Consider the following 13,873-nt stretch of genomic DNA (forward strand, 5'->3'; position numbering starts at 1 on the left):
CCGGCGGCCGCTGGCGTCGGGTTACGCGGCGCGCTCGCCTGCCGTCCCGCTGTCGCCATCCTCCGGCTCGGCGTTGCCGTCTGGAACGCACCTGTCGAGGGTGTGGTCAACGGGGTAGGTGGCCGGTGGGACGAGGTGGTGGTGTCCGGTGGGGTCGGTCCAGTCCATGGTGCCGTCGCGGCGCCTGTGCGCGTGCCAGCCGGCTTCGTGTTTGCAGTGGTGGTTACGAACGCAGAGCGGGGTCAGGTTCTCTTTGCTGGTGGTTCCGCCGTCGACCCACGCGGTGACATGATCCAGTTCGCAGGTGTCGGCGCGGCGGGTACAGCCCGGGAAGCGGCAGGTGCGGTCGCGGGCGATCACATAGTCGCGCAGCGCGACGGGTGGCCGGTAGGTGGTACGGCCGTAGTCGATCAGGTGGCCGAGGTCGTCGGTGACCAGGCGGCGCCAGGTGCCGCTGTGGTCGAACGCCAGGTGCAACGCCAAGCTGGCCGGGATGGGCCCGTAGCCGGTCAGTTCGGCGGGTTCGTGGTCGATGCCGAGCAGCGTGGACAGGGCGACGGTGACCTGTACCGCGGGACGTAGTGGGGCGGGCGTTCCGGTGCAGTGGGCGCATCGGCCGGCCAGGACGTCCCGCGCTAGCTGTCCGAGGGCGTCTGCCCGGCGTTGCGCCTTCGTCCGGTCATCGTCCGGCTGGGCGGCCTTTGCCTGCGCGGCGAGCTGATCGAGTGCAGCGTCCAGAGCCAATCCGTCGGGCGCCGGCAGCGTGCCGCCGACCCAGGTCATGCCGTCCTCGACCGGTTTGACCGCGACCCGACGCTCGGCCATCGCCGTCGCGCGGCGTTCTTCGCTGCCGCGGGAATCGTGCTTGAGGACCTCCCGTTTCACCTTCCGGCAGAAGCCGCTGTGCTCGCGGCGGGTCTGCATGTATTCCAGTACCGCCTCCTCAACTCTCCCGGCAGCAGCATCGCTGAGGGGCCGGAGTTGGTCGGTGAGTCGCCATGCCTGCCGCGAGCTGATCACCCCTGCCTCCAGTGCCGCCAGGCTGTCCGGCAGCCGGTGCACCAGCTCGGTGGCCATGGCGACGCGGCCGCGCACCGCGCCCATCGACTCGCCGAGGGTGGCGCGGAGTTGCTCGAGGAAGTACTGCTTGTCCAACCCCGGCGTCAACTCTCCGGCAAAGGGGTCGTCGCTGATCGCGGTGATGATCCGCTGCTGCCGTGCCGAGAGCCGGGCCAGTTCACGTTCGGAGGCGATCAACGCATCCACCCGCTGCTCGGGTGTGAGCGAGCCCGGATCCAGGTCGTAGAGGGGAACAGGAGTAGCTGGCATGCCGGGCACGTTACGGCGAGGGTCTGACAGTTTTGCGAACGCGAATCGCCTTGTGCACAAAGGTGGTTCGCCCAGTCTGAGCGCGACTCGGCCGGTCGCCGTGACGCCCGGGCGGATGTGCGTTCGGAACGACAACTCCGACTCCCGGACGAGGCCGGGCGGGATAATAGCGAGCCGACCGACCGCAATGTGGGTTACGAACGACAACGCCAATACCCGAGCGGTAGACGGCTGGCGTGGCACCGTCTGTCACCGTGTGCATTCGGAACGACAACGCCGAGTGGCGCGTCTCAGTCGACGGGCGTTCGATCGTCTAGCCAGGTGATCCGGTCGTAACCGTAGGCACGACAAGCTTCGCGCACCCCACCGTTGAGCGCCTGCATCTCGGCACGCAGCACGAACTCGCCACGCACGTTGTACAGCGACATCAGCATGGCCACGTCGCCACCCTGCAGCGATTCCAGCGGCAACTCGATGCGCGCTTTGCCGAACGTCTCGACAATCAGGCTGCCACCCCAGTTCAGCGCGGTCCGTGACTCGGAGAACGCGTAGATCGCCAGCCGCTCCAGTTCGCGGGACTGGCGCAAGTCGACCGAGATCGTCCCGAACCGCTCGTGGGCGCTGATCAGGATCGGTCGCCGTGAGCGCGGTGGCGCGAGCCGGTTGCCGCCGGTCAACTGCACGGTCGACGACTGGCCCGAGCGCAACTGATAAGCGGCACCGATCCGAAGATCACCCACCTCGTCCGAGCAGGCAGCCTCAAAGTGCAGCGTCCCGATCGCGCTCTGCAACCGGGTGAGCGTCACGGTCGGCTCGGCGACCGTCAGGATCGTCCGCGAGCCCGCACGGACGCGTGCGTCGGCTCGGATCCGCCGGGGCGGCTCGCCGGGCGGCGTGAGCAACGGGCCGGCGGCAGCGGGAGAAGGTGCGGGAGCGGGCACAGCAGGTCGACCGGCCGCAGCTGCTCCGGCATCCAGATCGAGCGAGGTCGACGGCACAGCCGGCGGGACTGCCGCGGCGGGCGGCTGCGATGCAGCCGGTGCGGCCGGCGCGACCGGGGCGTCCGGCGCGGCCGGCGCGTCCGGCGCGTCCAGGTCGAGCGAGGACGACACCGACGGCACCGGTGCCGGCGGCACCACAGGCGGTGGCGGTGGCGGCGGCGAGGCAGGCTGTGCTGCCGTCCTGCGCCGGTCCGGGCGGTCGAAGGAGATCTTCGGTGCCGGACCGGCCGGCGCGCGGCGCGCCGGCGGCGTGGACGTGGTCGGTACAGCGCCCGTCGGCGCAGCTGCCTTCGGTGGTGGCGAGGCAGACGGCTCGGTACGCCGGCGCTCGGGACGATCGAAGGAGATCGGCCCGCTCGGAGCCGACGAACCAGCCACAGACGAAGCAGCCACAGACGAACCAGCCGCAGACGAAGCAGCCACCGAACCCGAGGGACCGGCCGTCGCCGCCTTGGGACGCCGCCGCCGGCGCAGATACGGCAGGTCGCCGCGCCGCGGTGCGAACTTCGGATCGGTGATCACGGCTCAGACCGTGAGCCCGTAGTCGGCAAGGATCCCGCCCACCCCGCGCGAGTAGCCCTGCCCGAGCACCTTGAACTTCCAGCCGCCCTCGTGCCGGTACACCTCGCCCAGCGCGATCGCGGTCTCGCTCGACAGCGCCGGCGCCAGATCCTCGGAGCGGACCAGCTCGCCGTTGTCGGCCAGGTTCAGCACCCGCACCACGCACGACTTCAACTGCCCCAGGGTGCGCCGCTGAGCCGGTCCGTCATTGACGTACAGCACCACGACGATCCGATCGACGTTCGCGGGCACGGCGTTCAGGTCGATCTCGATCTGGTCCTGATCCTCCCCCACCGCCCGTTCCAGGTCGGTGACCGAGAGGTCCGGGGAGGCGAGCTGGTTGAAGAACACGAAGTGCTTCTCCGACAGCGCCCGGTTGCTCGCGTCGCACAGCAGCGCGGCGGAAACCAGGTTGTCGGACAGTGCCGTCTCCGCCCCCGCGTTCCAGGCCATCCCGATCACGACGCCGGTCAGTCCGGGCACCTCGCGGGTCAGGGCGACGTTCGCCCCGCGCTTCATGACAGCCATCTACAGATCCAGGTCCGAACCGGTGAACTTCGTGCGCAGGAAGTTACCCTGCGACAGCAGCGAGTCCGCATCGTGTGCCTGCGCCGCCACATGCAGGTCGGTTGCCGAGGACCACAGCGCGTCCAGTTGTTCGAGCAGCGAGGCCGATGGGGTACGGCCGGACGGACGGGGAACGTCGACGATCCCCGGGTCGAGCGCCAGGTAGGTCCGCAGCGTGGTCGGCAGGTAGTCGTCCAGGATGCCCCTGATCGAGACCACCGCGTAGATGTCCAGACCGTGCTGCGGATCGGCGCCGTCGACAACCTCGCGCACCGTGTCGGTGATCCGCCGCGCGATGACCACGGCCTCGCCCGGCAGCTTGCCCGCGTTCTGGTTGACGAAGCCGATCAGCTCGAAGATCCGCGCCCGCAGCGCGTCAGGGCTGTCGGACTCATCGGGCGCGGCCTCGGACTGTGCCTCCTCCCGAAGGCGCCGGAACCAGGTCATCCCGCTACGTCAGGAACCGATCTGAGTCTGGTCGGCACCCTCACCGCGCCGGGTGCGCTCCAGGTACGGCTTGGCGCGCTCGATCTGACCCTCCAGCGCGGTGACCGTCTGCGCCATCGAGTCGACCGCCTGGGCCCGGAAGGTGTCCAGGGCGTCCATCGTCTGGAACACGTTGTCGAACGCGGCCTGCAGCTTGGCGATCTCGATCGTGCTGCTCGAGGCCTGCTGGTTGATCTCCGCCCCCTGGATGCGCAGCTGGTTCGACGTCGACTCGATCAGGTTGGACGTGGTCGCGTTCAGCGCGCTGATCTGGTCGAGCACCAGCTTCTGCCGCGCCAGCGCCTGCGACACGATCACGGCAGTGCGCAACGCCGCGACCGTGGTGGTCTGGGCACGGTCGACGCCCTTGATCAGCTCGACGTTGTTCTTGCGCACCAGGTCGAGTGCCATGTAGCCCTGCACGGACACGGCCATCTGGGTCATGATGTCCTGCCGCCGCTGGCGGATCGCGAACAGCGCGTCCGACTTGAGCGTGTTGGCGTCGTCGGTCTTGCCGGCTGCCTCGAGCTCGGCGACCTTCTGCGTGATGGCCTCGTCGAGCGCGCTCGCGAGCTGGTTGTACTCGCTCAGCTTGCCCATCAGGGTCCACATGTTGGCCTTCTCGGTCTCGATGGCCGCGTTGTCCTTGCGCAGGTCGTCCTGGCCCGAGTCGAGCGACTTGATGATCGCGTTGAGGTGCGTCTGCGCCGACTCGTACTTGGCGAAGTAGCGCTGGATCTTGTCACCGCCGGGCAGCCACTTGAGGACCTTCTTGACACCGGACAGGTCCGCGCGGTTCGGGTCCAGCTCGGTGACCGTCGCGCGCAGGTCGACGAGCGTGTTCGCGACGCGTGTCTGCGCGTCGCCCCCGCCGCCGCCCTTGCTCGCCTTGACCACCGCCGCCGGGCGGTCGAGCATCCGGTTGGACACGCTGGCGACCGCGCGCATGTCCTTGTCACCCATCGAGGTGATCGCGGTGACCTTCTGCGCGAACTGCGGCGAGCGGGTGTCCAGCGAGGCGAGCTCGTTCGCGAACGCCGCGGCCTTGGCCGCCAGCTCGGTCTTCTTCGCGTCGTCGACCGGAATCGCGCCGGCGGCCTGCTCCTCCTGCACCACGGCCACCGGGGCCGGCGGCGCGAGCACCAGCGCGTTGCCGGTCGCCGCGGGTGCTGGTGCTGCGGCGGCCGGGGTGGCCACCGTACCGAGGTCCAGTTCGGACATGATCAGCTCTCCTCGTTCCTGCACAGTGCGTTAGCGCGCACCTCGACGGTACCGGGTGTGCGGGCCGGCTACTTGCGCCCCGCCGTCCAGTTCATGCCCCACCCGTAGGCCTCGTCCAGCAGCCGCTGGCCGCCGTTGATGTAGTTCACCTCGCGGCGCACGGCCAGGTCGCCGCCGGTGCTCTCCAGCATCGCCACCCCGCAGATGCGCGCGCCGTCGCGCGGATCGTCCAGGCGCACCTCGATCTGCGGGCCGGTTGCCGGGAAGAGGGTGACCACGCCGTCGGCGGCGGCCCAGTTGGCGGCGCCCTCGTAGATCAGCGCGAACACCAGGATCCGCTTGATCTGGCCGGCGAACGCCAGGTCGACGAACAGGTTCTCGCCGCCCTCGCTACGGCCGGACCGGTCGTCGGCGTCCAGCCAGATGACCCGCTGGTTCACCCCGCGCGGTGCGGCCGTGAACGCATTGCCGAGCGCCTGCACGACACCCTTGGTCCCGTCGGCGAACTCGTACAGGCAGCCCAGGTCCAGGTCGAGCGGCTTGGCCTTGCGGAACAGGCCACCACCGCCTTCGGGGCGGGCGTTCCAGTTCAGGTTCACCCGCAGCGTGCCGCCGGCCGAACCCTGCTTGGTCAGCGACACCGACGGCGCGGCCTTGGTCAGCGTCACCTTGGACAGGGACACCGGGGCGGCGGCTGGTGCGGATTCGGGCGCGGCGGGCTGCGCCGGGCGCTTGGTGTAGTCGATTCCCATACCTATCCAACTCCGATCAGACGGCTGCTGGTTCCCGCTCGCTGTCCTCGCTCTGCTCCGAACGCTTGTTCCGCACGATCGAGGACAGGAACGCGGCGGCGATGAAGCCCACCCCGATCAGTCCGGTGACCACCTCGGGCACCTCGTACTCGATGGTCACGAGCAGGATCACCGCGAGCGCGCCGATGGCCCACAGCGCGCCGTGCTCGAGGTACTCGTACTCGCTGAGCGTCCCCTTGCGCACCAGGAACACGGTCAGCGACCGGATGAACATCGCGCCCACACCGAGGCCGATCGCGATGATGATCGGGTCGGACGTGATGGCGAAAGCGCCGACGACGCCGTCGAAGCTGAACGAGGCGTCCAGCACCTCCAGGTACAGGAACAGGAAGAAGGCCGCCTTGCCGACCGCCTGCACGACGCGCTTCCCGCCGGCCGCTATGTGGACGTGGCCGCCCTCCTCCTCCAGCGCGTCCTCGTCGGTGTGGAACAGCTCACCCAGGCCGTTCACCAGCAGGTAGGTGCAGATCCCGAGCACGCCGGCGACCAGCACGGTCGAGATCCGGTGGTGGTTCGCGGTGTCAGCGGTGTCACCGAGCGTGTACGCGGCGAGCGCGAGCGCGCCGAGGGCGATCACCACGGACAACTGGTCGAGCTTGCCGATGCGCGCCAGCGGCCGCTCGATCCAGCTCAGCCAGGTGAGCTCGCGCTCCTCGAGCACGAAGTCCAGGAACAGCATCAGCAAGAACATGCCGCCGAACGCCGCGATGGACGGGTGCGCCTGGTGCAGCAGGTACCCGTAGGTCCCCTTGTCGTTCGGGTCGCCCTTCTCCAGCGCGAGCCGGATCGCCTCGACCGGGTTGAGCTTGGCGGTGATCGCGACGATGACCAGCGGGAAGACCAGGCGCATGCCGAAGACCGCGATGGCGACGCCGACGGTCAGGAAGATCTTCTGCCAGAACGGGCTCATCCGCACCAAGATGGTGGCGTTCACGACCGCGTTGTCGAACGACAGCGACACCTCGAGGATCGCCAGGATCGCGGTCAGGGCCAGGCCGGTGCCGCCGCCGTAGAGCCAGCCGAGGACGAGGCCGACGACCGCAACCCCGATGGACGCCCCGAAGGTGCGTACGAACATCCGTGCCCCGTCCCGCTAGATTCTCGCGTCAGCCGACGTTGACGCCGAAGTCGCGCGCGATGCCGGACAGGCCACTGGTGTAGCCCTGGCCGACCGCGCGGAACTTCCACTCGGCGCCGTTGCGGTACACCTCGCCGAACAGCATCGCGGTCTCGGTGGACGCGTCCTCGGACAGGTCGTAGCGCGCGATCTCGGCGCCGCCGGCCTGGTTGACGATGCGGATGTAGGCGTTGCGCACCTGACCGAAGGACTGACCGCGCGCCTCGGCGTCATAGATCGACACCGTGAACACGAGCTTGTCACACTCGGCGGGGACCGCCGCCAGGTTCACCTTGATGACCTCGTCGTCGCCCTCGCCCTCACCGGTCAGGTTGTCGCCGGTGTGCTCGACCGACCCGTCCGGGCTGGTCAGGTTGTTGAAGAAGACGAAGTGCGAGTCGGAGAGGATCTTTCCCGAAGTCCCGATCATCAGCGCGCTCGCGTCCAGATCGAAGTCCTGGCCGGACGTGGTGCGCGCATCCCATCCGAGGCCGACCAGGACCGCGGTCAGGCCAGGGGCCTCCTTGGTCAGCGAAACGTTTCCGCCCTTGCTGAGGCTGACGCCCATGGCTTCCTCCTGCGTTACGAGTTCCTGGCTGTGGAGCGTGGACCATCGACCCTAGCCCACCGGGCCGGAGGAATCGCCGAGTCGCGGCAGCGCTCTCAGACGTTCAGCCCGAAGTCGCGCGCGATGCCGGCCAGACCCGAGCTGTAGCCCTGCCCCACCGCGCGGAACTTCCAGTCCGCCCCGTTGCGGTACAACTCGCCGAAGATCATCGCGGTCTCGGTGGAGGCGTCCTCGGACAGGTCGTAGCGGGCCAGCTCGGTGCTGTCCGCGGCGTTCATCACCCGGATGAAGGCGTTGCGCACCTGGCCGAAGCTCTGCCCGGCGGTGTCCGCGTCGTAGATCGAGACGGGGAACACCACCTTGTCCGCCTCGGCGGGCAGGCCGGCCAGGTTCACCTGGACCTGCTCGTCGTCGCCGGCCCCCTCGCCGGTCAGGTTGTCACCGGTGTGCCGCACGGCGCCGTCCGGGCTGGTCAGGTTGTTGAAGAAGACGAAGTGCCCGGGCGAGAGCGCGGTGCCGGCGGCGTTGCAGACGATCGCGCTGGCGTCCAGGTCGAACTGCTGCCCGTCGGTCGTGCGCGCGTCCCACCCCAGGCCGACCACCACGGCCTGCAGGCCGGGCGCCTCCTTGGTCAGCGAGATGTTGCCGCCCTTGACGAGACTGATGCTCACGCGCTTCTCCAGAGTCGAGGAATGAGTGTGTGCGTCCCGACTCTATCGAGTACCGGGCCCGCACAGGACTCTCACGGCAGCGCGACGAGCGCCGCCACGGTGGTGAACCCGGCGCCGAACCGTGGACGCAACGGCTCGACGTCCTCGCCGAGGGCGAGCCGGACCGCGGCCCAGGGCAGGTTCACCCCGGCGAGCGCGGTCTGGAACAGCCCGCCGGAGATCCGGGTGTTCAGCTCGAGCAGGTATGCACGCGGCGCAGGGTCGTCCGGCCCCTGCCAGTAGCGCACCTGGGTGTTGGACAGGTAGCTGACCCGGTGCGTGCGGGTCAACTGCTGCGCGATCTCGCGGGCGGGGACGTCGTCGACGATCAGCCGCCGGCGCCGCGAGCGGCCGCGACCGATCGCTGCCAGCGGCTCACCCTCGGCGGTGGCCGCGACGTCGACGCTGATCTCCGGCCCGTCCAGGTACGGCATCACCATCAGCTCGTGGCACGGGTTGGCGTCGGCTTCGGCCGTGTCGAGGGCGCGGCACACGTCCTCGAGCTGGACCCGCGAGCTGACCTCGCCGGCGAAGTCGGCCAGCGACGGCGGCGCCGTGGTGAGCCGCCGGTAGCCGTTGCCGCCCACGCCGCTCGTCGGCTTCATGCACACCCAGTCGGCGATCTTCGCGAACTCGGCGTGCGCGGCGCGCAACCCGGCCGAGTCGCGCACGACCCGATACGGCGGCACGGGCAGCCCGTCGCCGGCCGCCGCCCGGTAGGCGGCCACCTTGTCCGCGAACAGCCGGACGGCCGGCGCGTCCGCGCACAGCAGCCGGGTGCCCGCCGCGGCGAACTCGGCGCGTGCTTCGGCGAGTTCGGCCATGTGCAGCCGCGGGATCAGCAGATCGACGCCGTGCTCGCGGGCGAACTGCAGCGCCCAGCCCACGTACTCACCTGCCGCGAGTTCCGGCTCGATCGCCCACTGGTCACAGGCCGCCAGCACCGGCGAATCCGGGTCGGGATGGGTGCCGATCACGTGCACCGCGCGGCCGCCGGGATTGGCGCGCAGCATCGCGATCACGTGGCTGTTCGTCGCATAGGTGCGGTTGAACCAGATGCGCAGCAACGCGATGACTTTCGGCGTGGGCTCGGGCGAGCGGGGACGGGCATCGGCGGACGCGTCAATCTACCGCCTCAGTCGGTGCGCGGCCGGGCTTGTGGCCGCCCAGGCTGCATCGCGCGCACGATGGCGACAACGCGCGAAGGCCCGGGCCGAGCGGCCCGGGCCTTCGCTTCGTGGGTTGGTCAGCTGATCGGCAGTGCCTCGTGGCTGCCGTCGAAGACCTTCTTGTCCTCACGCACGCGGTGGCTGTGCCACAGCCCGAGCGCGGAGAGCACCAGCAGTATTCCCGCGCCGCCGAAGGCAACGATCGCGGCGATGCCGGCGATGGTGCCCATGGTGCCGAATGCGTAGGCGTTCAGGAGCAGGCCGCGCAGCGTCTCGCCCTTGAACATCGTGGCCACCTTGCCCGCGAGGGCAGTGTCGTTAGGGCTCTTCTGCGCCTGCGCGCTCAACTGCGCGTAGGTCTGCCCGCCGCCGATCGCCTTGAGGTGGTTGGCGATGAAGTGGTCGGCGTACACCTCGGCCTGCGCACCAGTCGTCAACTGCTGACCGGCGTACTGGCGAACGGCAGCGAACTCGGGCTGCTTCAGCTCCGGGTCGGCGGTCGTCGGGAAGTAGATCTTCTGCGAGGACAGCTGGTCGTGAACCTCGTTGCCGACGAAGTTGTGTGCCCAGGTGAGCAGGGAGCCGGCAACCAGCAGCAGCGCTGCCAGGGTCACGCCGACCCAACTTACGACCTTGTCGAATCTGCGCCGTTGCATGTCTGTCTCCTTGATCGATGTCCTGATCGCCTCGTTCGGGCGTCAGATGAATCATCGATGGAAGGAGGGGGTCGGCGCCGGGGCCGAACGTCCCGTGCGAACGCAGTAAAGGTCCCGCGCTCAGCTCACGGGTGCCGCAGGTCCGCGCCGTAGACGGCGGCCTGGGTGCGGCGCTGCATGCCGAGCTTGGCGAGCAGCCCGGAAACGTAGTTCTTCACCGTCTTCTCGGCCAGGAACAGCCGCTCACCGATCTGCCGGTTGGTCAGGCCCTCGGCGATCAGGTCGAGGATCTCGCGCTCGCGCTCGGTGAGCGAGGCCAGCCGCTCGTCGACCGGCGCGCCCTTGCGGATGCGGGCGAGCAGCCGCTCGGTGACGTTCGGGTCCAGCAGCGACCTGCCCCCGGCGATCTGGCGCACCGCGTCGACCAGCGAGGAGCCCCGGATCTCCTTCAGCAGGTAGCCGGACGCGCCGGCCATCACCGCCGCGAAGATCGCGTCGTCGTCGTCGTACGAGGTGAGGATCAGGCAGCGGACGTCCGGCATCGCCGAGCGGATGTCGCGACACACGTCGATGCCGCTGCCGTCGGGCAGCCGGGCGTCGAGGATCGCGACGTCCGGTCGCACCGCGGGGATGCGCGCCATCGCCTCGGCGTAGCTACCCGCCTCGCCGACAACCGTGATGTCACCCTCGGCCTGCAACAGGTCGCCGATACCACGCCGGACGACCTCGTGATCGTCGAGCAGGAATACGCGAATCGATTCGGTCATGGCAGCGGCACCTTCCATTGCAGTTTCGTTCCCCTACGGCCGGTATCGCTCTCCGGCTGCGTCGCGTCGGTGACGCTCATCGTTCCGTGCAGTCGTTCGGCACGCAGTTTCATGTTGGCCAGCCCGCTGCGCCGCGTGCTCTCGCCGAGGCCGACGCCGTTGTCGACGACCTCCAGCGTCAGGTCGGCACCGGCGGTGACGGTGACGGTGACGTTCGAGGCGTCCGCGTGCCTCGCCACGTTGGTCAGCGACTCCCGCGCCACCGCGAGCAGTTCGCTGATCACGTTGTCCGGCACGGTGGAGTCGACCGGACCGTCGAAATGCAGCACCGGATCGAAGCCGAGCATGTTCTTCAGGTCCTCGGCGATCTCGAGAATCCGCGCGCGGACCCCTCCGGAGTTCGGTACCAGGCTGCCGCGCAATTGGAAGATACTGGTGCGAATCTGCCGGATGGTCTCGTCGATGTCGCCGACCGCGGCGCTGAGCCGGCCGGCGTCCTGCTCCGAAGGCGCCCCCGCGGCCAGGCTCTGGATGGTCAGCCCGGTGGCGAAGAGCCGCTGGATCACGTGGTCGTGCAGGTCACGGGCGATGCGCTCCCGATCCTCCAGCAGCACCATCCGCTGACGGGTGTCGCGGGCGTCGGCCAGTTCGAGGGCGAGGGCAGCGTGGTTGGCGAAGCTTGTCGCCATGTCCAGGTCGGCCTCGTCGAAGCGGGCCCGGCCGCGCAGCCGGCCCACCACGAGGGCGCCGCGCACCCCCTGCGAGGCAAGCAACGGCAGCACGATGACGGGCCCGACCGGTGCCGCCGCGATGAGGTGCACGTACCGCTCGGGGTCGGCCTGTACATCGGCGACGAGGATCGGCTGGCCGGTGTCGAACGCGATCGCGGCGAGCGTGTTCTCCCGGTCGTACGTCATGCCGACGAGCGAGTCCGCGCCCGTCCCGGAGGCGACCTCGACCATCAGCCGTTCGCCGTCCGGTGTCGTCAGGACGACGCTGACCAGGTCGGCGTCGGCGACTTCACGCGCACGGCGCGCAATCAGGTGGAGCGGGTCCTCGCCGATGACCGACAGCAACTGGCGGGTGATCTGCGCGGACGCCTCCAGCCAGTCCTGCCGGCGGCGCGCCTCGCCGTAGAGCCGCGCGTTCTCGATCGCGACACCGGCGGTGGCAGCGAGTGCGGTGACCAGCTCCTCGTCCTCGAGGGTGAACTCGCCGTCGATCCGCTCGGTGAGGTAGATGTTGCCGAAGATCTCGTTGCGTACCCGGATCGGCACGCCCAGGAAGGAGCTCATCGGCGGGTGGTTGGGCGGGAAGCCGACCGAGCGCGGATCGTCGGCGATCGTGCGCAACCGGATCGGCTGCGGATCGTCGATGAGCGCGCCGAGCAGCCCCTTGCCCTCGGGCAGGTGCCCGATCGCACGCGCCAGGTCTTCGTCGATGCCGACGTTGATGAACTCGGCCAGGCCGCCCGCGGGCGACAGCACCCCCAACGCTCCGTAGCGCGCGTTGACCAGTTGGCAGGCCGCCTCGACGATGCGCCGCAGCACGACGGGCAGGGCCAGGTCGCCGATGATCATCCGGTTGGCGTTCAACAGCCCGCCGAGCCGGTCCTGGGCCGCGATCACCTCCTCGGCGCGCGCAACCAGCTGGGCGAGCAGTTCGTCCAGGCGCAGTTTCGGGCCGTCCGAGGGCCCGGCGACCTCGTGACGGCCGCGCGGCGGCTCGTCGTCTGCCATAGGCATCAACGCTATTGGTTGCGCGTCGGGCGCGCCACGATCAGGCATCCGACTCGCTCAGCACCTCCACCAGGCGCCGCCGCCGCACCGCCGGCGTCTCGGGCGCTCTGCCCACCCGCAGCAGGATGTGCGGGTGCATCCGCAAGCCGAGCTCGATGCGCAGCATCTCGTGGGTTCGGGCCACCTCGATCACCTGGGTGAACGGGCTGACCGCGTAACCACGCCGGGTGATCTCCAGCAGCACTCGTTCCAGGCCCTCGCCGCCGCGCAGCCAGCTGGCCGCGTTGTCGGCGTCGGTGCCGAGCAGGATCAGGCACTGGCTCGCGCTCGAGTGGGTCTCGGTCGGCAACCAGCCCGATCCGTGCGTGTCGAAGTCGCGGATCGGCACCTCGTCGCCCGAGTGCCCGGTCACGTGCGGGACGGCGGCCGCCGGCACGCCGTCGAGCCGGGTGGGGTTGTCGCTGGTCCAGGCGCGCAACTCGGCGCGGTAGGCGGGGTCGGCGTTCTCGATCCGGTCGGCGAGCTGACTCAACCGGGCGATGGTCCGGCGATGCTCCAGCCGCTCGATCGGGAACGCCTGTGTCCCCTCCGCGGCCGCAGCCGCGACCAGGGCCTGCACGACGGGGACGGGCACCGGTGTCTGGTCGAACCGGCGGCGGTTCGTGCGGCGCTTGTCGATCGCGACGTCCAGGTCGGAGATCGGGTCCCACGCCTCGGTCGTGCCCAGGATGCGCAGCCGCGCGATCAGGTCCGGCTCGGCGGGATCGGGGAAGCGCTCCACCTCGACGTCCAGGCCGGCCGCCGCGAGCGAGACCCGGGCGTTGAACAGGGCGCAACCGCAGCTGATCATCTGCTGGCGGCCGAACGGATCGAGCACCCGCAGCCGGCGCTGCTCCTCGACCCGGATCTCGATCGTGTCCGCGCCCAGCCGCAACCGCCAGGGCTGCGTGTTGTGCACTGAGGGGGCAAGGGTCGCCCGCACAGCCGCCCGGCGCAGCGCGTGGGTCAGCTTGGTCGCGGTCATGCTCGACATAGATTCGTCCGGATTCTCGTGAGGCGGCTCTTCCACCATGCCAGCGCCGTCCGGCCGCTCGCAGGGACTTTGGTCCCGTCCGTTGCCCGCCAAGGTCATTCGGCCCGCTCGCACGCCGCTCCTGCAGCCGGACGAAG

The 13,873-nt window shown here is 69.7% G+C and carries 14 protein-coding genes; all 14 read right to left on the bottom strand.

The window, feature by feature from the left end:
* Window positions 1-21: 21 nt before the first annotated feature.
* On the bottom strand, window positions 22-1,329 hold the full coding sequence (locus tag M6B22_RS02335) for an HNH endonuclease signature motif containing protein (protein ID WP_269444164.1): 1,308 nt from the start codon (window positions 1,327-1,329) through the stop codon (window positions 22-24).
* 290 nt (window positions 1,330-1,619) lie between these two features.
* Window positions 1,620-2,441 carry a TerD family protein gene (locus M6B22_RS02340; protein WP_269444165.1) on the bottom strand — a complete coding sequence of 274 codons (822 nt, stop codon included), beginning with the start codon at window positions 2,439-2,441 and terminating at the stop codon, window positions 1,620-1,622.
* A 414-nt stretch (window positions 2,442-2,855) separates the two neighbouring features.
* Entirely contained in the window at window positions 2,856-3,419 is a 564-nt protein-coding gene (locus M6B22_RS02345) for a TerD family protein (RefSeq protein WP_269444166.1), read from the bottom strand.
* Window positions 3,420-3,905: a hypothetical protein gene (locus M6B22_RS02350; protein ID WP_269444167.1), complete on the bottom strand. Its 486-nt coding sequence runs from the start codon at window positions 3,903-3,905 to the stop codon at window positions 3,420-3,422. It lies immediately after the preceding gene.
* Between the two features lie 9 nt (window positions 3,906-3,914).
* On the bottom strand, window positions 3,915-5,165 hold the full coding sequence (locus M6B22_RS02355) for a toxic anion resistance protein (protein ID WP_269444168.1): 1,251 nt from the start codon (window positions 5,163-5,165) through the stop codon (window positions 3,915-3,917).
* A 68-nt stretch (window positions 5,166-5,233) separates the two neighbouring features.
* Window positions 5,234-5,917, bottom strand: coding sequence for a TerD family protein (locus M6B22_RS02360; protein WP_269444169.1), 684 nt, complete (start codon window positions 5,915-5,917; stop codon window positions 5,234-5,236).
* 16 nt (window positions 5,918-5,933) lie between these two features.
* Window positions 5,934-7,055: a DUF475 domain-containing protein gene (locus M6B22_RS02365; RefSeq protein ID WP_269444170.1), complete on the bottom strand. Its 1,122-nt coding sequence runs from the start codon at window positions 7,053-7,055 to the stop codon at window positions 5,934-5,936.
* Between the two features lie 28 nt (window positions 7,056-7,083).
* Complete coding sequence (locus M6B22_RS02370; RefSeq protein ID WP_269444171.1) at window positions 7,084-7,662, bottom strand: TerD family protein; 579 nt, start codon at window positions 7,660-7,662, stop codon at window positions 7,084-7,086.
* A gap of 95 nt (window positions 7,663-7,757) precedes the next feature.
* Window positions 7,758-8,333 (bottom strand): TerD family protein, encoded by a 576-nt coding sequence (locus M6B22_RS02375; protein WP_269444172.1) that lies wholly within the window; start codon window positions 8,331-8,333, stop codon window positions 7,758-7,760.
* Between the two features lie 71 nt (window positions 8,334-8,404).
* Entirely contained in the window at window positions 8,405-9,439 is a 1,035-nt protein-coding gene (locus tag M6B22_RS02380; protein WP_269444173.1) for an ATP-grasp domain-containing protein, read from the bottom strand.
* 179 nt (window positions 9,440-9,618) lie between these two features.
* The gene (locus tag M6B22_RS02385) at window positions 9,619-10,197 is read right to left on the bottom strand and encodes a hypothetical protein (RefSeq protein WP_269444174.1); all 579 of its coding nucleotides are present in this window, start codon (window positions 10,195-10,197) and stop codon (window positions 9,619-9,621) included.
* Between the two features lie 125 nt (window positions 10,198-10,322).
* Window positions 10,323-10,964, bottom strand: a complete 642-nt coding sequence (locus M6B22_RS02390; RefSeq protein WP_269444175.1) for a response regulator — start codon at window positions 10,962-10,964, stop codon at window positions 10,323-10,325.
* The gene (locus M6B22_RS02395; RefSeq protein ID WP_269444176.1) at window positions 10,961-12,751 is read right to left on the bottom strand and encodes a sensor histidine kinase; all 1,791 of its coding nucleotides are present in this window, start codon (window positions 12,749-12,751) and stop codon (window positions 10,961-10,963) included. The genes M6B22_RS02390 and M6B22_RS02395 overlap by 4 nt, the downstream gene beginning before the upstream one ends.
* A complete protein-coding gene (locus tag M6B22_RS02400) occupies window positions 12,744-13,727 on the bottom strand; it encodes an Acg family FMN-binding oxidoreductase (RefSeq protein WP_269444177.1) in 984 nt (327 codons plus the stop codon). The genes M6B22_RS02395 and M6B22_RS02400 overlap by 8 nt, the downstream gene beginning before the upstream one ends.
* Window positions 13,728-13,873 lie beyond the last annotated feature (146 nt).

It is taken from the genome of Jatrophihabitans cynanchi, assembly GCF_027247405.1.
In the GTDB taxonomy this organism is placed as follows: Bacteria; Actinomycetota; Actinomycetes; order Mycobacteriales; family Jatrophihabitantaceae; genus Jatrophihabitans_B; species Jatrophihabitans_B cynanchi.

Excerpts from the sequence above, each read along its gene's own strand:
- M6B22_RS02335 (WP_269444164.1), bottom strand. The coding sequence starts at position 1,329 with ATGCCAGCTACTCCTGTTCCCCTCTACGACCTGGATCCGGGCTCGCTC.
- M6B22_RS02345 (WP_269444166.1), bottom strand. The coding sequence starts at position 3,419 with ATGGCTGTCATGAAGCGCGGGGCGAACGTCGCCCTGACCCGCGAGGTG.
- M6B22_RS02350 (WP_269444167.1), bottom strand. The coding sequence starts at position 3,905 with ATGACCTGGTTCCGGCGCCTTCGGGAGGAGGCACAGTCCGAGGCCGCG.
- M6B22_RS02355 (WP_269444168.1), bottom strand. The coding sequence starts at position 5,165 with ATGTCCGAACTGGACCTCGGTACGGTGGCCACCCCGGCCGCCGCAGCA.
- M6B22_RS02360 (WP_269444169.1), bottom strand. The coding sequence starts at position 5,917 with ATGGGAATCGACTACACCAAGCGCCCGGCGCAGCCCGCCGCGCCCGAA.
- M6B22_RS02365 (WP_269444170.1), bottom strand. The coding sequence starts at position 7,055 with ATGTTCGTACGCACCTTCGGGGCGTCCATCGGGGTTGCGGTCGTCGGC.
- M6B22_RS02370 (WP_269444171.1), bottom strand. The coding sequence starts at position 7,662 with ATGGGCGTCAGCCTCAGCAAGGGCGGAAACGTTTCGCTGACCAAGGAG.
- M6B22_RS02385 (WP_269444174.1), bottom strand. The coding sequence starts at position 10,197 with ATGCAACGGCGCAGATTCGACAAGGTCGTAAGTTGGGTCGGCGTGACC.
- M6B22_RS02390 (WP_269444175.1), bottom strand. The coding sequence starts at position 10,964 with ATGACCGAATCGATTCGCGTATTCCTGCTCGACGATCACGAGGTCGTC.
- M6B22_RS02395 (WP_269444176.1), bottom strand. The coding sequence starts at position 12,751 with ATGCCTGATCGTGGCGCGCCCGACGCGCAACCAATAGCGTTGATGCCT.
- M6B22_RS02400 (WP_269444177.1), bottom strand. The coding sequence starts at position 13,727 with ATGACCGCGACCAAGCTGACCCACGCGCTGCGCCGGGCGGCTGTGCGG.